The sequence below is a fragment of the Corynebacterium capitovis DSM 44611 genome, from assembly GCF_030440535.1.
Taxonomy (GTDB): domain Bacteria; phylum Actinomycetota; class Actinomycetes; order Mycobacteriales; family Mycobacteriaceae; genus Corynebacterium; species Corynebacterium capitovis.
The window spans coordinates 821,902-843,141 of record NZ_CP047117.1 but is presented as its reverse complement, the minus strand read 5'-3'; the positions used below and the strand labels follow the sequence as shown (position 1 = coordinate 843,141).

General features: G+C 64.2%; 16 protein-coding genes. 3 read left to right on the top strand and 13 right to left on the bottom strand.

Translation table 11 applies throughout. The features are described 5' to 3' along the window. Positions 1–22: 22 nt before the first annotated feature. The 8 genes from CAPI_RS04135 to lspA form a co-directional block, all read right to left on the bottom strand. Positions 23–1,228 (bottom strand): cobalamin-independent methionine synthase II family protein, encoded by a 1,206-nt coding sequence (locus CAPI_RS04135; RefSeq protein WP_018016780.1) that lies wholly within the window; start codon positions 1,226–1,228, stop codon positions 23–25. A gap of 98 nt (positions 1,229–1,326) precedes the next feature. Further along, positions 1,327–4,887, bottom strand: a complete 3,561-nt coding sequence (dnaE, locus tag CAPI_RS04130; RefSeq protein ID WP_018016779.1) for a DNA polymerase III subunit alpha — start codon at positions 4,885–4,887, stop codon at positions 1,327–1,329. 35 nt (positions 4,888–4,922) lie between these two features. Continuing rightward, positions 4,923–6,200, bottom strand: coding sequence for an ABC transporter permease (locus tag CAPI_RS04125; RefSeq protein WP_018016778.1), 1,278 nt, complete (start codon positions 6,198–6,200; stop codon positions 4,923–4,925). Continuing rightward, positions 6,197–6,913: an ABC transporter ATP-binding protein gene (locus CAPI_RS04120; RefSeq protein ID WP_040356539.1), complete on the bottom strand. Its 717-nt coding sequence runs from the start codon at positions 6,911–6,913 to the stop codon at positions 6,197–6,199. The genes CAPI_RS04125 and CAPI_RS04120 overlap by 4 nt, the downstream gene beginning before the upstream one ends. A 49-nt stretch (positions 6,914–6,962) precedes the next feature. Next, positions 6,963–8,372, bottom strand: a complete 1,410-nt coding sequence (locus CAPI_RS04115; RefSeq protein WP_018016776.1) for an efflux RND transporter periplasmic adaptor subunit — start codon at positions 8,370–8,372, stop codon at positions 6,963–6,965. A 54-nt stretch (positions 8,373–8,426) separates the two neighbouring features. Next, complete coding sequence (locus CAPI_RS04110) at positions 8,427–8,843, bottom strand: hypothetical protein (RefSeq protein ID WP_156806761.1); 417 nt, start codon at positions 8,841–8,843, stop codon at positions 8,427–8,429. Between the two features lie 161 nt (positions 8,844–9,004). Further along, positions 9,005–9,931 (bottom strand): RluA family pseudouridine synthase, encoded by a 927-nt coding sequence (locus CAPI_RS04105; protein WP_026157014.1) that lies wholly within the window; start codon positions 9,929–9,931, stop codon positions 9,005–9,007. A gap of 1 nt (position 9,932) precedes the next feature. After that, entirely contained in the window at positions 9,933–10,481 is a 549-nt protein-coding gene (gene lspA / locus CAPI_RS04100) for a signal peptidase II (protein ID WP_425393247.1), read from the bottom strand. 45 nt (positions 10,482–10,526) lie between these two features. On the opposite strand from lspA, the gene CAPI_RS04095 reads away from it, so the two are divergent. Together CAPI_RS04095 and CAPI_RS04090 are read left to right on the top strand one after the other, a co-directional pair. Further along, a complete protein-coding gene (locus tag CAPI_RS04095; protein WP_169331504.1) occupies positions 10,527–11,492 on the top strand; it encodes a hypothetical protein in 966 nt (321 codons plus the stop codon). A 10-nt stretch (positions 11,493–11,502) separates the two neighbouring features. Further along, positions 11,503–13,188 carry an ABC-F family ATP-binding cassette domain-containing protein gene (locus CAPI_RS04090; protein ID WP_018016771.1) on the top strand — a complete coding sequence of 562 codons (1,686 nt, stop codon included), beginning with the start codon at positions 11,503–11,505 and terminating at the stop codon, positions 13,186–13,188. A gap of 5 nt (positions 13,189–13,193) precedes the next feature. On the opposite strand, the gene CAPI_RS04085 is transcribed toward CAPI_RS04090, so the two are convergent. Beyond that, entirely contained in the window at positions 13,194–13,805 is a 612-nt protein-coding gene (locus CAPI_RS04085; RefSeq protein WP_040356537.1) for a WKL family lipoprotein, read from the bottom strand. An 83-nt stretch (positions 13,806–13,888) separates the two neighbouring features. Between CAPI_RS04085 and CAPI_RS04080 the strand changes: the two genes are divergently transcribed. Beyond that, positions 13,889–14,827: an asparaginase gene (locus CAPI_RS04080; protein WP_018016769.1), complete on the top strand. Its 939-nt coding sequence runs from the start codon at positions 13,889–13,891 to the stop codon at positions 14,825–14,827. Here CAPI_RS04080 and CAPI_RS04075 read toward each other — a convergent pair. From CAPI_RS04075 to CAPI_RS04060, 4 genes are all read right to left on the bottom strand, one after another. Beyond that, positions 14,824–16,197, bottom strand: coding sequence for a DNA polymerase IV (locus tag CAPI_RS04075; protein WP_018016768.1), 1,374 nt, complete (start codon positions 16,195–16,197; stop codon positions 14,824–14,826). The genes CAPI_RS04080 and CAPI_RS04075 overlap by 4 nt on opposite strands. Positions 16,198–16,226: 29 nt before the next feature. Next, positions 16,227–19,421: an isoleucine--tRNA ligase gene (ileS, locus tag CAPI_RS04070; protein WP_018016767.1), complete on the bottom strand. Its 3,195-nt coding sequence runs from the start codon at positions 19,419–19,421 to the stop codon at positions 16,227–16,229. A gap of 293 nt (positions 19,422–19,714) precedes the next feature. Further along, the gene (locus CAPI_RS04065) at positions 19,715–20,704 is read right to left on the bottom strand and encodes a DivIVA domain-containing protein (protein WP_018016766.1); all 990 of its coding nucleotides are present in this window, start codon (positions 20,702–20,704) and stop codon (positions 19,715–19,717) included. 226 nt (positions 20,705–20,930) lie between these two features. Beyond that, on the bottom strand, positions 20,931–21,239 hold the full coding sequence (locus CAPI_RS04060; RefSeq protein ID WP_018016765.1) for a YggT family protein: 309 nt from the start codon (positions 21,237–21,239) through the stop codon (positions 20,931–20,933). Position 21,240: the final 1 nt, after the last annotated feature.

The window sequence follows — 21,240 nt, the reverse complement described above, 5'->3', positions numbered from 1 at the left end:
GGGGGAATATTCTATCCCTCCCCTAGCCGAACAACTCCTTCGAGGCGATCTCCGCGCCCTCGACGAGGCTGCCCAGCTTTGCCCACGCGATGTCGCGGTTCAAACGGCCGCCCAGCCCGCAGTCGGTGGAGGCAACGACGTTTTCGGGGCCGACGACCTCGGCAAACTGAATGATCCGGTCCGCGACAAGGCGCGGGTGCTCCACGGCGTTGGTGTTGTGTGAGATGACCCCCGGGTAGATCACCGCACCTTCGGGCAACGTGTGGTCGCGCCACACTCGCCATTCGTGGGCGTGACGCGGCGAGGCGCCTTCGAAGGAGAAACCGCCGACCTCGGTGCGCAGGATTTCTTCGAGGATGTCGCTGAAAGGCACGTCCGTGACGTGGGGGCCGTGCCACGAACCCCAGCAGATGTGCAGGCGGGTCTGCTCCTTCGGCAGGCCGACGAGGGCGGAGTTGATCGCGTTGATGCGGATTCGCAGCCAGGAGCGGTAGTCCTCCAGAGAGGGTTCCGGGTTAATCTGGTCCCACGATTCAGCGAGGTCGGGCGCGTCGATCTGGACCGTGAATCCCGCGTCCGTAATGGCCTTGTACTCGTGGGCAAGCGCGTCCGCGCACGCTTGGACCAATTCCTCATCGGAGCCGTAGTACTCGTTGGTCAAGCGCGCTGCAGAGCCCGGGGAAAGTGCGGCGACGAAGCCGCTGGTTGCGCCGGCGCGGTCCATGGCCCCCCGAAGCAGGGTCGTGTCGGCATCGACGTCGGCCTGGCCGATGTAGGTAACCGGGCCCGTGTACTTGGGGTTGCCGACTTTCGCGCGGCCCGTCAGGATTCCCGAATTCGGGTCCTCGTAGGCATCCTTGAACAGCTGGCGGTCGCGGCGGTCGGGGAAACCGGTGAGCACGATGTTGCCCGGGGACGAACGGCGGACCTCCGAGCTTGCCCAGCGGTCCTCATCCGTGATCGTCAACCCACCGAGGCGGGAGAACGAGTAGTTCCACCACGCTCCGTAATCGATGGCGCCCGAGGTGATGTGCCCGTATTCGCCCTCGTTGACGATGTCAATGCCCAGATCGACCTGGCGCTTGACGACCTCGTCGACTGCCGCGTCCAGGATCGAGAAAAACTCCTCGTCGGCAATAGTGCCGTTGGCCCGACGCTCGTTGGCGTCGAGAAGTTCTGGGGTGCGCGGCAGGGAGCCGACGTGGGTGGTGCGAATTCTCGCGTTCATGACCCGCCTTTTCTCGGTTTTCGCTCTTCATGGCTTTTTTGTCGCCACGCAAAGCCTAACCGAGGACCAGGACAACCCCCGATTTCAATTCACGGGTTCTACCCAAGGATTCCCGTGCCCAGATTCGCCTTTAGGTCACCCATCAGGCTGGCCGAGCGCTCCACTCGAAGATGGTCACCCAAAATGAGTAATTGCGCCTGGTCACCGTGCACCAGGTTGAGATAGACATCGCTGGCCCCCGGGTTGGCGGCGAGGACGTTTTTCAGTTTGCGCACGTTGTCGATCGTGCATTGTTCGGTACGCAAGGTCAGCCGCAACGGCAACCCCGCCCCGTTTCCGGGGCCCAACTCGGGCACCTTGACATCGTCGCCAAACAAGCTCAAGCGTTCGTCACGGATGGACACGTGCGCTTTGACCAGGATGATGTTATCCTCCACGATCTGCGGCGCCACCAGGGAGTAGACCTTGTTGAACAAAAGAACGTCCACCTGCGCGCCGTGATGATCCTCGATGGTGACGATGGCCCAGGGCGAACCGTCCTTCCTGGAATACCTCCGGTCCACGTTTGAAATGATGCCGCCGATGGTGACTTCGGCACCGTTGCGCATGTCGCCGGAGAGGATGTCCGTGATGTGGGTATCCACCTGCGCCTCGATCGCACCCTCGTAGCCGTCGAGAGGGTGCCCCGACACGTACAGCCCGAGCATTTCGCGCTCGAGGGCGAGGAGGTGTTTGCGCTCCCATTCATCGTCGATTATCTCGACCGCGAAAGCAGTGGAGCTTTCCGACGCTTCCGGGTCCAACCCCGCGAACAAGTCGAATTGACCCTTGTCCGCGGCTTTCTTCGTCGTCAGGACGGAGTCCACCGCGTCCTCGTGAACGAGCATGAGACCCTTGCGGGGGTGGCCGAGCGAGTCGAACGCCCCCGCCTTGATCAGCGATTCTGTGATGCGCTTGTTGCAGGCGATCAGGTCAATCTTGTTGAGGTAGTCCGTGAAGTTGGCGAACTCTCCCTTGCTCCGGCGCGTCTCCTTAATGGACTCCACCACTTCCACGCCGACGTTGCGCACCGCGGCGAGGCCGAAGCGAATGTCCTCCCCCACCGCGAGGAAGTTCTCCTCCGACTCGTTGATGTCCGGCTGCAGCACGCTGACACCCAGGTGGCGGCAGTCCGCAAGGTAGATGGCGGACTTGTCCTTCTTATCTGCCACCGAGGTCAGGAGGGCCGCCATGTACTCGGCGGCGTAGTTCGCCTTCATGTACGCCGTCCAGTACGACACCAGCGCATAACCCGCCGCGTGGGACTTGTTGAACGCGTAGGAGGCGAAAGGCTCGATCGTGCCCCAGAGCGCGTCGACCGCGGCCTGCGAGTACCCGTTGTCGGCCATACCGGCGGAGAACTTCGCATATTCCTTGGCCAGCACCTCAGGCTTCTTCTTGCCCATCGCTTTGCGGAAACCGTCTGCTTCGCCGGCGGTGTAGTTGGCCACCTTCTGCGAAATCCTCATGATTTGCTCTTGGTAGACGATGAGTCCGTAGGTCTCGTCGAGGATGTCCCTGAGAGGTTCCTCCAACTCGGGGTGGATCGGGGTGATGGGCTTGCGACCGTTTTTGCGGTCGGCGTAATTCAGGTGCGCATCGACGCCCATCGGACCCGGTCGGTACAGCGCCAGGGAGGCAACGATGTCGTTGAACCCCGTCGGCTTCATTCGCTTCAGGAGCTCCTGCATGCCGCCGGAGTCGAGCTGGAACACGCCAAGTGTGTCCCCGCGGGAGAGAAGTTCGTAGACGGCCTGGTTGTCGATGTCGAGTGCCTCGAGGTCGATGGTCTCGCCGCGGTTCTTCTTCACGTTTTCGAGGGCGTCGCCCAGCACCGTTAAGTTACGCAGACCGAGGAAGTCCATTTTCAACAGGCCTATGGCCTCGCACGCGGGGTAATCCCACCCTGTGATCAAAGCGCCGTCGGTGGGGCGTTTCCACATGGGGATGTGCTCCATGAGGGGCACCGACGCCATGATCACCGCGCACGCGTGCACGCCGGCTTGACGGACGACGCCCTCCAGCCCACGGGCGGTTTCGTAGATCTTGGCCACGTCGGGATCCGTCTCGATGAGGGAGCGAACCTCCGTCGCCTCTGCGTAGCGCTCGTGCTCGGGGTCCGTAATCCCTGACAGCGGGATGTCCTTCGCCATAATCGCCGGGGGCAGTGCCCCGTTGATGCGGTCCGCCATCTGGAAACCGGGCTGGCCGAAGTTCACCCTCGCAGAGTCCTTGATCGCCTGCTTCGTTTTCACCGTGCCAAACGTGATGACCTGGGCGATTTTATCTTCACCCCAGCGCTGCGCAGCGTAGGTGATCATTTCACCGCGGCGACGGTCATCGAAGTCGATGTCGATATCGGGGGCGGACGGGCGCTCTGGGTTTAGGAACCTCTCGAAGAGGAGGCCGTGCTCCATCGGGTCAATATTGGTGATGGTCAGGGCGTAGGCAACAAGGGAGCCCGCGGCGGACCCTCGACCCGGCCCGACGCGGATCCCGATCTCGCGGGCGTGTTTAATCAGCTCGGCGACGATGAGGAAGTACGACGGGTATCCCTTCATGTCGATGACGTCGATTTCGTAGTTCGCGCGCTCCACGTAGTTCGCAGGGACCTCACCACCATCAAAGCGCGCCACAAGGCCGCGGTGCACCTCTTTGCGCAACCACGACGTTGGGGTTTCTCCTTCCGGCACGTCGGCGATGGGCATGCGGTCGTGGGGATGCTCCTCCCACAGCTCCCCGTAGTCCCCGACGCGTTCCGCGATCCACAGCGTGTTGTCGCACCCTTCTGGGACGACGGAATCCCAGGACTGACGCATCTGCTCGGCTGGTTTGATGTAGTAACCGGAGCCGTCGAATTTGAAGCGATCTGGGTCCATCAGGGTCTTGCCCGTCTGCACGCACAGCATCGCCTCGTGCGCTGGCGCCTGAGATTCCAAGACGTAGTGGCAGTCATTGGTCACCAGCGGGGGCAGGTCCAACGCCTCGCCGATGCGCAGGAGGTCATCTCGCACACGGCGCTCGATGTGGAGGCCGTGATCCATCAGTTCGAGGAAATAGTTATCCTTGCCGTAAATGTCCTGCCACATCGCGGCGGCCTCGAGCGCTTGGTCGTATTGCCCCAGCCGAAGGCGCGTCTGGACGTCCCCAGAGGGACATCCCGTGGTAGCGATGATGCCGTTCGCGTGCTCGGCGATGAGCTCTGCGTCCATCCGGGGCCACTTCCCCAGCTGGCCCTCATAGGAGGCCAGGGAGGATAACTTGAACAGATTGCGCAGTCCGGTGGCGTTTTCCGCAAGCATCGTCTGGTGCAGGTAAGCGCCGGACGCCGACACGTCGTCGGGTTTTTGGTCCGGTGTTCCCCACAGGACGCGCTTCTTATTGAAGCGCGAGTCCGGCGCCATGTATGCCTCGATACCGATGATCGGTTTGATGCCAGCGTCCACCATGCGCCGGTAGAACGCATTGGAACCGAACATGTTGCCGTGGTCGGTCATGCCAACCGCCGGCATTCCAAGCCGCGACACCTCTTCAGCCAGCAGGTCGACTTTGGCCATCCCGTCCAGCATCGAAAACTCTGTGTGGTTGTGCAGGTGGACGAAGGAGGAGTTTTTGGCCATGTGGGTCATCTTAGGAGGGCTGTCAACGAGGTTGTCTACTCGTACCGAAGGGCGTCAATCGGCTGCATCTTCGCCGCCTTGGACGCCGGGTACGCCCCGAAAAACACCCCCGTCGCCAGTGAGAAGGCGAGAGAGAACAGCACCGCGCCGAGCGGCGGCGTGGCCAGCGCGTCGAACGATGCCGTGGCGGCCATGCCGATGGCGGTGCCGAGGATGATGCCGATCACGCCACCGACGAGGCAGACCAAGACGGCCTCGACAATAAACTGGGTCCGGATGTCGTTGTGCGTCGCCCCGAGCGCCTTGCGCACACCGATCTCGCGGGTGCGCTCGGTAACTGTGATGAGCATGATGTTCATCACGCCGATGCCGCCCACCAGGAGGGAAATCCCGCCGATCGCGGACAGCACCGAGGAGACGATCGCAAAGACCTTATTCAGCTCCTCAAAGCTCTTCGAAAGGTCAAGAACCTCCGCCTCGAACTTGTCGTTGTGGCTGTACCAGCGGTTGATGTACGCCTGCAGCTCGTCCTTGAACGCCGCATGGTCCACCTCGGCAGAGGTCTGCACGCTAAAAGAACTAACACCGGCGATCGTATTGCCCAGCATGCCCGCAGAGGTCAGGGGAATATACGCGTCGGCGTATGTGCGAACTCCGCTCATCAGGGATGATTTCTTCTCCTCCTCGAGCACACCCACGATGGTGAAGACCGCCGTCCGCCCGTTGGAGGTGAGATCTACGCGCGACCCCAGTGCGCGTTGCGCGTCGGAGTTGAAAAGCGCTTCGACAAGCTTTGAACTGACGACGGCAACGGGACGCTGCTGGTCAAGATCGTTGCTCCTCAACCCGCGTCCGTACTCGACTGCGAGGTTGCGCATCCCGAGCGAATCAGCCAAGACGGGATAGACCGAAGTACTCGCGGTGGTGTCGTCGTAAAGAGCTTCCGCCTCGATGGACGCAGAATCGCCGACGTCGACGCCCTGTACTCGGCTTCCGAAGTGGCTGCGCAGTGTGTCGAGGTCAGCCAGGCTGACCAAATCGCGCTCGTCTGTCGGGGGCGCCAGGTCTAGGGAAGCGAAGGGGTCGTCGCTTGTCCCCGTATCTTCGGTTCGCTCGTGAATGGTGACGATGTGATTGGAGGCACCCACGCCCTCAAGGCTGGCGACGGTCTGCTTTTGCAACCCGGCACCCAGCGTCATGATGATGATGACAGCCATGATGCCAATGATGATTCCCAGCAGCGTAAGCAAGGACCTCAGCTTGTTTGTGCGGAAGCTGGAAGCAGCAAGGCGCAGGGATTCCGCGAGGTTCATCGCGCATCACCTCCGGCGGGGCGCCGAACGCGGTCGATGTGTCCGTCCTTCATCTCCACGATTCTGGATGTCTCCTCGGCTAACTCGGGGTTGTGCGTGATGAAAACGATCGCTTTGCCCATATCCCTGTTCAGCTCATGGAACAGGTCCATCACCATCCGGCCGGTGGTTGAATCGAGGGCGCCGGTGGGCTCGTCGGCAAGGAGCAAATCAGGGTTGTTAGCCAAGCTGCGGGCGATAGCGACGCGCTGCTTTTGGCCGCCCGATAGCTCGTTCGGTTTGTGGCGGAGCCGGTCGCCCATGCCCATGAGTCCGAGCAGCTCGGCCGCTCGTTCCTCCCGCTCTTTCCTCTCGACGCCCGCATACATCATCGGCATTGCGACGTTCTGCAACGCGTCGATGCGCCCAATGAGGTTGAAATTCTGAAAGACGAAGCCGATGTTTTGACTGCGGTAGTGCGCCAATTCGCGGTCTTCCTTGGCGTAAACAGGCTCGCCATTGAACGCGTAGGCGCCCTCGGTGGGCCGGTCTAGCATTCCGATCAGGTTCATTAACGTGGACTTGCCGCATCCCGACGGACCCACAATCGAAACGAACTCGCCTGGCTGAACCGCGAAATCGATGCCGTGCAAGACCTTCACCTCACCGGGTTCACCCGGGTTGTACGTCTTGACGATACGACGCATGTCGAGCAGTAGACCCGTATTCGCCATCTCATCCGTCACCGTCACGGCGGTGTCAGGGGTAGTCACGTCCGGCCCCCTAGCGCGTCGCGCTTGCCCGCGCGTCGTTGACGCGCGAGTAGTCGAAATTCGGGTCCGTGATTGACACGGTCTGCCCGACCTTGTCTCGGTACTCTTCGGGCCAGTTGAGCACGATGTCACCGGCCTGAAGGTCTCCGCCGGTCACGGCGACGTCTACGTCGTTAGACGCGCCGGTTTCCACAGACTTTTCTTCGATGGTCCCCGAGTTCTTCCCGTCGTCGACGGCCACAACGAGGACTTTGCTATCGACGACGGCGTCAAGCGGAACGGAGAGGGTATCAGGCGCGTCCTGTGTGATGATCTCGGCGCGAACCGAACCACCCAGCAGGAGCCCGTCCTTTTCTCCCTCCACGTCGATCTCCACGGGGTAAGTGGCGTCGTTGCTGGATCCAGTTGCTGCGGAAGCCTGCTGTTCGCTCTGCTTCGACGCAGGCGTTGGCGCGATGCGCGCCAGGCGTCCCACGTATTCGCGCTTTCCGGTCGCGGTCGAGGTAAAACGCACCCGGTTACCTGTCGCGATCTTCGAAACGTCGGATTCCCTCACTTCCGCCGAGACTTTTAGCCTCGAATCATCGGCAATGGTCAGGATGGCCCCAGAGGGCACGTCGCCCTGTTGAACGTTGACACTGGTTACCACGCCTGCGATCGGTGCGTAAATCGTCGCCTCTTGAACCTTCAGCTGCAAGGTGCCAGTAGAGTCCAATGTCGATACCGTCTGGGCCTGAGCCCACGCGGTGTCGACTTGGTCCCGCAGTTCTTTCTCGGTCTGCGCCGACTGCGACTGGGCTGTCGCGAGCTGAGTCTGGGCCTGCTGCAGCGCGGCGTACGCGGCCTCCTGGGTGGCGTAGCTTTCGGTCTCGTCATGGGAATCCGACGCGGCCCCCGGCGCCACGGCGGCGCCAGTAGAGACCGCGTTGTACGCGGCCTGCGCCTGGGCTACTTGGGCCTCAGCCGCGGCGATCGTCGGGTCTGACCCGTTGGCGACTTGCTGGTCGTAGGCAGCGAGTTGGGCTTGTGCTGCGCCGACGGTGTTCATGGCCTCCGCCTGGTCCGCTGCCTGCTGCTTCTCCTGGTCGGCGAGCTCCCGTTCGAGGGCCGTCGTGTCCATCTTGGCCAGGAGCTGATCCACCTCGACCCGGTCCCCCACCGCGACGGCGAGGTTTTCCACCTTGGACTGGATCGGGGCGCTGATCGTCACTGACCGTACGGGCTGCACCTTGCCATTGACCACCGTGCTGTCCGTGACATCGTCCACCGCAGCGATGGTGTAGTCCCCCGCCCCGATCCCCTCGGTATCCGAACCACCACCTAACCCACATCCGGACAGTAACAGGGCCGCAGTTGCGATGGCGCCGGCAGCTAGCTTCAGCTTCGGCGTACGAGTCCCAATAATCGGGGCGAAAAGCACATTCTCTCCTCGGGGCGGGGCGCCGATCCAAACTCGGCGAAAACCTTACGGGCGTCAGGCTACCGGAGCGATGCCGAATGCGCCCCACACGGCCCCGGGCGGGAGGACCTCGACAGTCGCGACGAAGGGGGACTGGGCCACCCTGCGCAGCTCATCACCGGCGCCGAACACCACGGCCCCAGCCAACTGGTCTGCCACTGCGGCCTGAGGGAATGCCTGCCGCGCGCGTGCAGCTTCCCTGCCAAAAACGTCCGCGCGAGTCTCCCCCGCGACCGGTTCCGGCACAGCGCGGGGTGGCAGTGAGGGGAAGATCACGGCATCGACACGGGCGGCGAAGCCCAGCGCCGACTGTGCCTCGCCGAACGCCACGGCACCCTGAAATGTGACGAGGGCAAAGGCATCCGCACGGGCGTCATTCAGAGACTGCCCGGCGCGCTGCGCATACTCCTCACGCGATTCGCCCTCACTCATGCCTAACACGTCGCCGTTAGGCGGCGCCCGAAAAGCGGTGGCGTGGCCGATCTGGGTGAGCCCGGCTACTGTCCCGGCCACAGTCCCGGCCACAGTCCCAGCCACTGTCGCGACGCACGCAACACACGCGACGGTAAGGCGCGCGAGCGCCACCCGCCTTCTCACCCCCGCAGAACCTCGAGAGCGTGACGGAGGTCCGCGGGGTACGGCGATTCAACTTCTAGCCACGCGCCGGTCCTTGGGTGGTTAAATCCCAGCCGCGTCGCGTGCAACCACTGGCGTTGCAATCCGACCCGTTTGGCCAGGTTCGGGTCGCAACCGTACATGGGGTCGCCCACACACGGGTGCCCCACCGCTGACATGTGCACGCGGATTTGGTGCGTTCTCCCGGTTTCCAGGTGGACCTCCAGCAGCGAGGCCTCGCGGAACGCCTCGATGACCTCGTAATGGGTGACGGAGCGTCGCCCATCCTCAGTGACAGCGAACTTCCAACCGGAGGAAGGGTGGCGCCCGATGGGCGCGTCGACGGTACCGACGATCGGGTCCGGCAAGCCTTGTACGACCGCGTGGTAGGTCTTGCTCACCGTGCGTTCCTTAAAAGCGCGCTTGAGCACCGAGTATCCCTGGATGCTGTTCGCAACCACCATGACGCCGGACGTGCCGACGTCTAGGCGCTGCACAATTCCTTTACGCTCGGGCGGGCCGGCGTCCGGGGCGGTGAAGCCCATCGCCTTCAGCCCGCCGACGACCGTCGGTCCGTCCCAACCCAGGGTCGGGTGGGCAGCAACGCCCACCGGTTTATCGACGGCGATGACATCATCGTCCACGTAAAGGAGCTGCAAGCCGTCGACGGGCTCCGCTGCGGGCTCAGCCACCTGCTTCGCCTCGGGCAGGGTCGCCTCCAGCAGCGACCCCGCGGCGAGGCGGGATGATTTCTGCACAGGGGTGGCGTCGACAAGCACCCTGCCCTCGGAGATGATCTCGGCGGCGACGGCGCGAGAGAGGCCGAAGATTTTCGACACAGCCGCGTCGGCGCGCATGCCGTCCAACCCTTCGGGGATGGGTAGCGCTCTAAATCCGCTGGTCATGTTACTCGCGCCCATCACCGAAGAAGAGCGCCACGATGAATAGCCCCACCCCGACCGTGATCGCCGCATCTGCGAGGTTGAACACCGCGAAGCTGCCCACCGAGATGTAATCGACGACATGGCCGAACCAGAAACTCGGCTCGCGGATCAACCGGTCCGTGAGGTTTCCCAGCGCACCCCCGGCCACTAAGGCAAGGCCAGCCGCCTCCCAGGGGCTAGTGATACGCGGTGCCGCGATAAGCGAACCAACGACGAAGACGAGCTGAATTGTGGTGAACACCCACGTGGCGTCGCTACCCATCGAAAAAGCCGCGCCCGGGTTGAACACCAAGAGGAGGCGGAACCAGTCGCCGATAATGTGGATGGGCTCACCGGGATTGACCCACGCGAGAACAAGCTGCTTAACCGCCTGATCTAAGGCAGCAACCGCCAGCATGACGCCGACAATCGTGCCGACATACCGGCGCTGCTCCCCCGCCGTTGCGCTCGCCCCCGCACCCGGTCCCACACTCGGTCCCACACTCGCTGCGCTCATTGTTTCCTTGGCCATCGGGGAATAACTGTATAGCAACCGTTGCGTTACGTTTGATACATGATGACCTCCCCGACCCGGAGGGCGGTTGCGACGCTCGCCGCAGCCGCCGGATTAGCGCTTAGCGCGTGCGGCTCGACCGATGACGACCCACTGGGCAGCGTGCCCGCGTTCGCGTTGGAGGCACCGACCGTGGCGCTTGTATTGCAAGGCGAAAACCCGAGGTCCATCGGCTTTAATTTGAGCGAGGAGCCCTGGGAGACCACCATCCAAGTCGCGGGTGGGGTGTCCCAGACGGTCGCGGCGGCTGGACAGCACATCGGTGCCGCCCCCGCGGGCGGTGACGTCACCACCGCGACGCTCCCAGTGAGTATTGCCGCCGGCGCGGCCCCCGCGCCCAAAGACGGGGAGCCCGGGGCCGACGACGAGGTGACGGTCACCGTCGGCACGTCCGCGCACTCACCCACCCACTCGGTGGCCTCGCTTAACGACGACATCGCCAGCGCGTCAGGTTTTCTCCTGCGATGGCGTGCGGTGCGCAGCGGGGCTGTGAGCACCGTGCAGCTCCTGGCGCCTGACTCCTCCACGACCCAAGGGCGTGAAACGGTTGAGTCCGCGCTTTTCAGCGTGTTATCCACGGCTGTGGTCTTTCCCGCCGAGCCTGTGGGTGTCGGCGGAGTGTGGACCGTAAGCGCGCGCACCACTGGGGACACGGCCATGATGCGCACGGCGACGTACACGCTCGAGGAAGATCACGGGCGAAGTCTCATCCTTAGTGTGGACGTAGACGAAGAACCCCTTAACAGGGCGATCGCCATCGACAACGACGCTGCCGGCACGCTCAATGGGCAGAGCCTCGCGGTGGAGGATTCCTCGACCACGTCGCAGGGGTCCGTCACCGTAGACGTTGCGCACCCTCTTCCCGTGGCGGGGACTATCGCGGCGACCACACGCGTTGTATATAGCGGGCCAACTGGCGGCAGCAAGGTGGTTCAGGATTCCACGAGCGCTGTCACATTCGGAAGTTAGGTTGTACGCAATGGTTACCCCTCTCCACATCGGCCTAGACGCGGTGTCGTTTTCCTACCCGGGGGGTGATCGGGTACTCACGGATGTCTCTTTCGCGGTTCCCTCCGGCTCGGTCACGGGTTTGATCGGAGAGAACGGGGCGGGCAAGTCGACGCTGCTCGAGCTCGTCGCGGGTACCTTGGCACCCGACACAGGGACGGTTATCACTCCCCCGGTCACCGGGTTTATCCCCCAGGAGACGGACCTTCCTTTCACCGCCCCCGCAGCCGCGCTGATCGACCGTGCCGTCCAGGAGCTGCGACAGGTGGAGGCCGATATCACTGCCCTCTCCGCGCGCATGGGGGAGGACCTTTCCGCCGGCGACGCATTTGACAGGGCCCTCGCCCGCGCGGAGAGCTCGGGTGTGTGGGAGCTCGACACCCGCATCCCTCATGTATTGGCGGGGCTGGGGTTGGCCAACGTGGCGCTTGACACCCCGCTCGGTGAGATGTCTGGCGGCCAGCGCCGTCGTTTCGCACTGGCGACCTTGCTCCTGCGGCCCGTCGACGCGATGATCCTGGACGAGCCCACCAACCATCTCGACGACGAGGCCGTCGACTTTCTTGTCGACGAACTGCGTTCCTTCCCCGGGCCCGCGCTTACGGCAAGCCACGACCGCTACTTCCTTGACGCCGCGTGCGACGGCCTCGTCGACCTCGACCCCGCCCTCGGGGCCGAGGGCGGCTTCGGCGAGGATACCCGTCAGGGGTCGCGCTTTAGCGGGTCTTTTAGCGACTATGTGGCAGCGCGGGAAGAGCGCCGCCTTCGGTGGGAGCGCGACTACGCCGCCCAGGAGCAGCGCCGGAGCCGGTTGGCGGACGCCGTTCAGGCGGAGGACAGCGACGTGTTCCACTCGTCCGAGTCGAAATCCGAGACGCGAGCGTCCGCGAAGTTCTTCGCCGACCGCGCGGCAAAGACCGTCGGCAATCGGCGCAGGGCCGCTGAGAACCGACTCGCCGCGCTTGAGCGACGGGAAATCCCCGCCCCGCCGCAGCGGCTCGCGTTTCGCGGGCTGGCTCCGCACCACGCGACGAGCCTGGGCGTGCCCGCGATCGTGTCAAAGGCACTCGCGGTACCGGGCCGGCTCGCACCCGTGAGCGTCAAGGTTCAGCCAGGCCAGCAGCTGCTAGTGGAGGGCCCCAACGGATCGGGTAAGTCCACGCTGCTCAAGATCCTCGACGGCTCTCTAACCGAGTTCATTGGGCAGTTGGTCATACCCGATGAGCTGACCGTAGCTCGGCTGGAGCAGGATGACTCGTGGCCAGATCTGTCAGAGACGGCCGCCGAGGCCTTTGCCACGCGCACCCCCGCCGGCGCTCCGACCCTCGTCGAGATGGGGCTGATGACTCCCGAGCAGGAGTCTCGCCCGCTCGCCGACCTCTCTCTAGGCCAGCGGCGCCGCGTCTCGCTGGGCGTCATCCTCGCCTCGCCGCCTGATCTTCTTCTTCTCGACGAGCCCACGAACCACCTCTCCCTCGCACTGGCAGGAGAGCTAGAGGCTGCCCTGCTCGACTTCGAAGGGACGGTGGTCATCACCTCCCACGACCGCTGGCTGCGGCAGCGGTGGCGCGAACGGATGGCCAAAAAAGACAACCGCGCCAGGGTCCTCTCGCTCCCCGCGCTGTGGGAGGGAGAAATCTGGCGCGAAAAACTCTAAGCGTCCTAGAGCGCCGGAGCCGAGGACGATGCCTCGGATGGTGCTGCGGGCGCCGCCGGTGCGGCCGTCTCGCCGGCCGGGGCCTTCGTCTGGCACATCGCGGGCACCTGATCCGCGGGCAGCGTGTTGGTCACCAGAGTGCACGCCCAGGATTGGGACAACTTCCACGCGCCGTTGTCGTACATAAACTCCACGTTCTCCGCCAGCTGCGACTGGGCGTCCGGCGCGGTGAAGTTCACTGTGGCGAGCGCGGTGTTGGGAGAGTATCCGGGCAAGACGGGATCCACGACCTGGAAGTTAGCACCCGAGTCCCGCTGGGACTGGGCCATAACGTCGAACAGCTCCGGCGCGGTCTCGCCGCCTTCCACCGTGTTGACGCGCTGCTCGATGGGCAGCGTCGGATCGGTCGCGCGCATGAGCACTGCGTTGAGCTCCGCGGCCGTGGGCAGAGCGGCCGCGGGCGCCTGGGCGACGCTGCTGGACGCGTTCGACGCTGCCGCGGTGGACGATGAGGAGGTGCTGTCATTTGAGTCGCCCGAGCAGGCGGCGAGACCAAGCACAGCTCCGCAGGCAGCCAGGGTAGCGGCGATCTTTTTCACATTTTCTCCTTGGGGCATTGCAAGCTGGCGGACCATAACCCGGATAAGGTTACCGGTGTCTGCACACCAAACCCAACAACTACACCGGATCTCGCCTGCTTATGACCTCTCCCGCGCGCCCTGGCACCTTTGTCCTCGTCATTGCTACCGGGGGCACGATAGCGTGTACGACGGACCCTGCCACGGGGGCTAGAACCCCGACGCTGTCGGCGGCGGAACTCGTCACGGCGTGCGGCACCACCGACGAGGTCCGCGTCTATGACGCCACCAGTCTCGATTCCTCCTCGATGACCTTGGCCGACGTCGACCACCTCATCTCCCTCGTGCATTCGGCGCTCGCGGACGTATCCGTGTCCGGCATCGTCGTCACCCACGGCACCGATTCGATGGCGGACACCGCCCTGGCCCTAGACCTCGTCCATTCCGACCCGCGACCGGTCGTTCTGACGGGAGCGCAAGTGCCTTCTGACCACCCCCGCGCGGACGGCCCTGCGAATCTCTTGCACGCCATCACCCTCGCTGCCGACCCTCTCTCGCGCGGGCAGGGGGTCATGGTGAGCTTCGGGGGCGATACCTTGGCCGCACGCGGCGCATTCAAGGACGACACCTCCGCGTCCCGGGCGTTTTCGTTATCGGCCCCGATGACTCTGCCGCGGCCGCGACCGGTTTCGCCAGCCCCCCTCGCCGACGTATGTGTCCCCATCGTCCGTGCGTGGCCCGGGGCGGGCAGCGAGCTGATAGACGCAGTCGCCTCGCTCGGCCCCGCGGGCATCGTCGTCGAAGCACTTGGTGCCGGCAATGTATCCGAAGGCATGGGCGCGGCGCTGCGACGCGTCCTGGGTGGGGGCACCCCCGTTGTCATCAGCACCTCCGTTCCCCACGGCGAAGTCGCTTTCGACTACGGCGGAGCAGGCGGGGGCAACACCCTGGGCAAGCTCGGAGCGATCCCGGCCGGGTGGTTGCGGGCAGGTCAGGCGCGCATCGCGCTGGCGACTGCGCTGGCCACCGGCAGCGACCCCCGCGCGCTACTCGGCGTTTAGCGGGCGACCCAGTCGTTCCATGCCAGCGAGTCGACGGGGTCCGCTCGCTTGAGCTCGGGGTCATCCGCTCGTAAATTCACGCTCCGGCCGGGCCCCGTCGCGCGCGTTTCAAACCTCACGGTGACGCGTCCGTGCCCTGTGCCCTGCACCCACCCGTGACCGTGGGAGGGGTGGAATACGTCCTCGGTGGCCCGCCAACCTTGGGCGAGGGGAGGTCGAATGACTGAGACATCGGAGGTTTCGGTGTGGTCGCTGACGCCGGCCTCGTAGTCGCCCAGGGCCGCGCCTGGTTTGGATACCTGCTGGTCAAGCTCGGGAAACAACACGTCTTGGAGGGTCTCCTCGAGCCCGGAAAAGGACACCCCAACAAGCCGGATCGGGCCAACCTGGGAGGGGTAGCGGATGAGCTTGAACGCCGTGGCCAGCAGCGTCTCCGCGTCATCCGTGGCGTAGGGCAGCGTCGTCGCGCGCGACTCGACGCGGAAGTCCGCCATGCGCAGCTTCACGCTTACGGTGCGCGCGCCACGCCCATTCTTCACGAGTCGACGGTGCGATTCCTCGGCCGCTCTCCGCAGCGCCGCGTCGACATCGCCAGGAGTGACAAGGTCCTGGGGGTATGTATGCTCCGAGGAGATCTGCTTTGCCTCGGCACGGGGCGCCACAACTCGATCATCCACCCCGCGCGCGAGGCGCCACAGCTGTCTTCCCACTGCGCCGCCCAACGCGATATCAACTTCTCGTTCGCTAAGGCCCGCGAGATCACCGATCGTTTCGATTCCCGCTGCCGAGAGCTTGGCCTTTGTCACCGGGCCCACGCCCCAGAGCTCACCCACCGGCAGGGGGTGCAAAATGCCTACCTGCTCATCGCGCGGGATGACGAAAACCCCGTCGGGCTTGGCAAGCCCCGAGCCGATCTTCGCATACTGCTTGCCGCTTCCCGCGCCGATCGACGAGGGCAGCCCGGTCTCCTCGGCGATCGCGGCGCGCAGGTTGTTGGACCACGCGGTGACCTCGGTCGCGGTGGCGTCGACAAGCTCGTGAGGCTCGAGGAAGGCCTCGTCGATAGACAGTTGCTCGACGACATCGACGTGCCTGGCAACGACCTCAAACACTCTTTTCGACGCCACCGCGTACACGGCCTTTCGTGGCGCCACGATCACCCCCCGCGGGCCGATCAGACGCGCCGCCCGCTGGGTGGGCATGGCGGAACGGGCGCCGAACGCGCGGGCCTCGTAACTCGCGCCCGCCACCACTCCCCGTCCCGACACCCCGGCAACGAGCACAGGCCGGCCCTTGAGCGTGGGGCGGGTGAGCTGCTCACAGGAGGCGAAAAACGCATCCATATCGATGTGCAGCACCCAGCGAGCCATTGCCAGGTCCTCCTTAGCGACGCGGGGGTCTAAGCGTTCAACGCCACGGTGGCGGTCACGCCCTCGACGACCTCGTGGTCTCCCCCGTCGCCCTCTCCCGCGGTGGTCACTTCGAAGGAGGTGGCAAGGGTCTCACGGGCAATGCGATCGGCGTGGCGCTGCACCCACTCCTGCTTGTCCTCCGGCACGACCAGCACGACGGAAATCCGGTCGGAGACCTCAAAGCCCTCGCTCTTGCGCGCGTCCTGCAGGCCGCGGATTACATCCGCCGCCCATCCCTCGGCCTCCAGTTCGGGAGTAACCGTCGTATCGAGCACCACGAGCCCAACCACCCCGCCGGTGCCTTCGACCCGCGCGGTGGAATCTGGGTTCTCCGCCACGAGACGCTCGGTGTAGAGCTCCGGGGTGAGCACGATGTCGCCGTCCACGACCACGTTATCGCCCTCACGGACGTAGTTCCCAGCCTTGACGTTCTTGATGGCGCGCTGCACATCGCGGCCAAGCGTCGGGCCCGCGACCTTCGCGTTGACGACCACCTCGAAGGTGCCGGCAGAATCGACGTCGTCAGTCAGGTTGACCTCTTTAACGTTGACCTCGTCACGGATGGTGGCGGCGAAGTCACCGAGAGCCGCCGAGTTCGGCAGCGCCACCGTGAGCTTCGGCAGCGGCAGGCGGTTGCGCAACTTGTTGGCCTTGCGCACGGAATTAGCAGCCGAGCACACAGAGCGGGTGGCGTCCATCGCGTCGACGAGAGCTGGGTTGGTGGGGATGTCGGCGGCCGTGGGGTAGTCGGCCAAGTGGACGGAGCGCCCCCCGGTCAGCCCTCGCCACATCACCTCAGTCACAAACGGCAAGAGCGGGGCGACGACCCGGGAGACTACCTCGAGCACTGTGTAGAGGGTGTCAAAGGCCTCCGGGTGCGCCTCTTGCCCCTCCCAGAAGCGCTCACGCGAGCGACGCACGTACCAATTGGTCAGCGTGTCGGCGAACTGTCGCACGTCATCGCAGGCGTCCGCGATGCGTGTATCCCGCAGCGCGGCGTCAACGTCCGACACGAGGTTATGGGTTTTGGCCAAGATGTAGCGATCGAGCACATTGCTGGAGTCCACCGACCACTTCGCATCCCGGGACGAGTAGAGCTGCAGGAAGCTATATGCGTTCCACAGCGGCAGCAGCGCCTGGCGGACTCCCTCGCGGATCCCCTGCTCCGTGACGACGAGGTTGCCCCCGCGCAGAATCGGCGAGGACATCAGGAACCAGCGCATGGCGTCGGAGCCGTCGCGGTCGAAGACCTCGTTGACGTCAGGGTAGTTGCCTTTGGACTTGGACATCTTCATCCCGTCGCTGCCCAAGACGATCCCGTGCGCGACCACCTTCTTGAACGCCACCCTGTCGAAGAGCGCCGTCGAGAGGACGTGCTGGACGTAGAACCAGCCACGGGTCTGTCCGGAGTACTCCACGATGAAGTCCGCGGGCTGGCGGGCGTCGAACTCCTCCGCGTTCTCAAACGGGTAGTGGTATTGCGCGAATGGCATCGAGCCGGATTCAAACCAGCAGTCCAGCACGTCCGGCACTCGGCGCATCATCGAGGCACCGGTCGGGTCGTCCGGATTCGGGCGCACCAGCTCGTCGATGTGCGGGCGGTGTAGGGACTTGGGCCGGACGCCGAAGTCGCGCTCCAACTCGTCGAGCGAGCCATAGACGTCGACGCGCGGGTAGTCCGGGTTATCCGACACCCACGCCGGCACCGGCGAGCCCCAGTAGCGGGTGCGTGAGATGTTCCAGTCGCGCGCACCCTCGAGCCACTTGCCAAACTGCCCGTCGCGGATGTGGCCCGGGATCCATTCAATTTCTTGGTTCAACTCAACCATGCGGTCGCGGACCTCGCTGACCTTGACAAACCATGCGGGAAGCGCCATGTAGATCAGGGGCTCGCCGGAACGCCAGGAGTGCGGGTAGGAGTGCACGATGGTTTGATCCCGCAGCACCCGGTTTTTTGCGCGCAGGTCGCGAATGATGTCGCGGTTGGCGTCGAAAACCAGCTTGCCCTCATACTCGGGCACGAGCGAGGTGAATGTGCCGTCCGCGTCGACGGGGATGACGAGGTCGATACCGTACTTCTGGCAGGTGAGCATGTCGTCTTCACCAAACGCGGGGGCCTGGTGGACGATACCCGTGCCATCCTCTGTCGAGACGTAGTCGGCCACCAGCACCATAAACGCCTCGGTATGGTCGGCGAAGTAGTCGAAGACCGGCGCGTACTCGAGACCCTCGAGCTCTTTGCCCTTGAAGGTGGCCAGCACCTCTGGCTCCCCCAGCTCCTTGGCATACGCACCCACAAGGGCGGAGGCAAGCAGCAGCTTCTTAGCGACGAACCCCGGCGCCCCGGACTCCCCCACCTTGACCAGGGAGTACTCGATATCCGGCCCGACGGCCAGCGCGAGGTTGGACGGCAGGGTCCAGGGAGTCGTGGTCCAGGCGATAGCGGCGGCGTCGTGAAGCTCGGGGTACTCCTGCCACGTTTGAGCGGCGGGGAAACCCGCGCGGGCGCCGGTGAAGGGCAGCGAGACGGTGACCGTCGGGTCTTGGCGGTCTCGGTACGAGTCGTCGAGGCGGGTCTCCTGGTTCGACAGCGGTGTGTGCTCCGCCCAGGAGTACGGCAGAACGCGGAAGCCCTGGTAGATGAGTTCCTTGTCGTAGAGCGTCTTAAACGCCCACATCACCGACTCCATGAACCCGGTGTCCATGGTCTTGTAGCCATTGTCGAAGTCAACCCAACGAGCCTGCCGGGTAACGTAGTTTTCCCACTCCCCCGCGTAGCGCAAGACACTCTCGGCGCAGTACTCGTTGAAGCGCTCTAGGCCCATGTCCTCGATCTCGGACTTGTCTGTGATGCCCAGTTGTTTTTCCGCCTCGAGCTCGGCGGGTAGGCCGTGGCAATCCCACCCGAAGACACGCGGTACGTGGTAACCCGCCATGGTGCGGTAGCGGGGAACGATGTCTTTCACGTACCCGGTGAGCAAGTGCCCATAGTGCGGCAAGCCGTTAGCAAAAGGCGGTCCGTCGTTGAAGACGTACTCTTCGCATCCCTCGCGGTTTTTCAGCGACTCCTGGAAGGTGCCATCTTCGCGCCAGAAGGCCAACACCTCGCGCTCCATATCGGGGAACGCAGAGCTCCCCCCGGTGAGGTCGACCTTCGGGTAAACGCCGCCGACGTCAGCCATTTCACTTTCCTCCACTCACACGTGTCCAACTGAGCTGCAGGGACGCGGTCAAACCGCGCGGTACCACCCTGCTTGGGGCCTCGTCATGGCCCCCACTTCGTTATGTGGTGAAGGAGGTGACGTCTCCCAGTCGTCCGGTTCTACTGGGCCGCCAAGGCTGTTCTTCCGGAAACGCTCCCCGGTGATGGCCGGATCGCCGCGTGCGTACACATGCGCGCCTTAGTGTAGCCTACAGTGTACCCCACGACTCAGCGGGGTGTACACCTCAGGCGCGCCAGCTAAAAGGAAGCGGTCTACTTCTCGCCAGCCGTGCCGTTCGGCGCGGACGAGCCTCGGGTTTCCAGCTCCTCCAGCTGAGACTGCAGCAGGGTCTTCAACCGCGTGCGGTACTCGCGTTCGAAGGTCCGCAGCTCCGCGATCCGGTTTTCCAGGGCGGTCTGCTGCTGCTTGACCGTGTTCATGATCTCGCTGTGCTTGCGCTCGGCGTCGGCCTGCAGCTGTGTGGCCTGCTCCTCGGCCTGACGGATCTGCGCCTCAGCACGGGAGTTTGCCTCGCCTGTGGTCTCCTCCGCCTTACGCTGTGCGTCAGAGACAAGCTTTTCGGCCTTTTCCTGCGCCTCCTTGAGCTGGCGGCTCGAACGAGTATCGGCGTCCTCGAGCTGACGCTGCGCAGCGCCCCGCGCCTCATCGAGCATCGACCGCGCCTCGGCCTGAGCCTCAGAGGTCAAGCGATCCGCCATCTCCTGGGCCATTCCAAGAACCTTGGCCGCTTGCACGTGCGTGTCGGCGGAGGCCTCGCCCTTCGAGGACAGACCGGAGGCCTGTGCGGGGCGCTCTGTGGAAGCGGCGTCGACAGGCTTAGCGGCCTGGGCGCGCGCGGCATGTGCAGCCTCTTCTGCCTGCTTACGGGCACGGGCGGCATCTTCTTTCGCCGCGCGTGCCTCCGTCTCGGCCTGGGTCTTGGCATCCTGGGCGGCGCGAAGGCGTGCCTCGAAATCGCCACGCAGCTCCGCTTCGACCTTCTTGCGCAACTCAGCCTCGCTCACCTGGCCGGCGCTAGACTGCGTGGATTTCACCGAGGCTACGGGGCGGGCCTCGTTCCCGCCGCCGGCGCCGAGTTCCTCTACGCGGGCACGAAGTTCGTCGTTCTCGTCCTGCAGCTGTGCGAGGGTGTCCTCAACGAGGTCAAGGAACTGGTCCACCTCGTCTTCGTTGTAACCCCGCTTGCCAATCGGCGGCTTGCTGAAAGCAACATTGTGCACGTCTGCTGGTGTGAGCGGCATGAGCGATCCCTTCGTGTAGTCACACCCACGTTCGTGGATGCGGGGCGATACCGCCAAAGGGATACCGCCCGATATTTCCGTATGTGCGTAGGAGTTTCTGAAAGTTCCTGAGTTTAAACAGTGAGTGTAGTCGACCCGATGTGGCGTCGAACTTATTTATACCCTCACCGTCCACCCGACGTTGACCCTAAACGCGCGTGGCGGGCAAGTGCGTAGCCCGCGCACGTTAGTTTAACGCGGGGACGACAAGCAGACTGTAGACAGCGAGCTGGGCCACTGCGAGGCCAAGGAAAAGCACGATGATGCTCACGTCGAGGCCCATTCCTCCACCCAAGCGGACGGGGGGAACTAACCGGCGCAGGGCGTTCACTGGCGGATCCGTCACCACAAACAGCGGTTCCGCTACGAGGGTAAACCACCGCGGGGGGTCGAACTGCTTCGAGAATGAATGGATCATCTCGATGATGAGGCGAACGACAACCACGAGGGAATACACACCGAGAAGCGCATAGAGAACCGATCCAAAAAGAGCCACG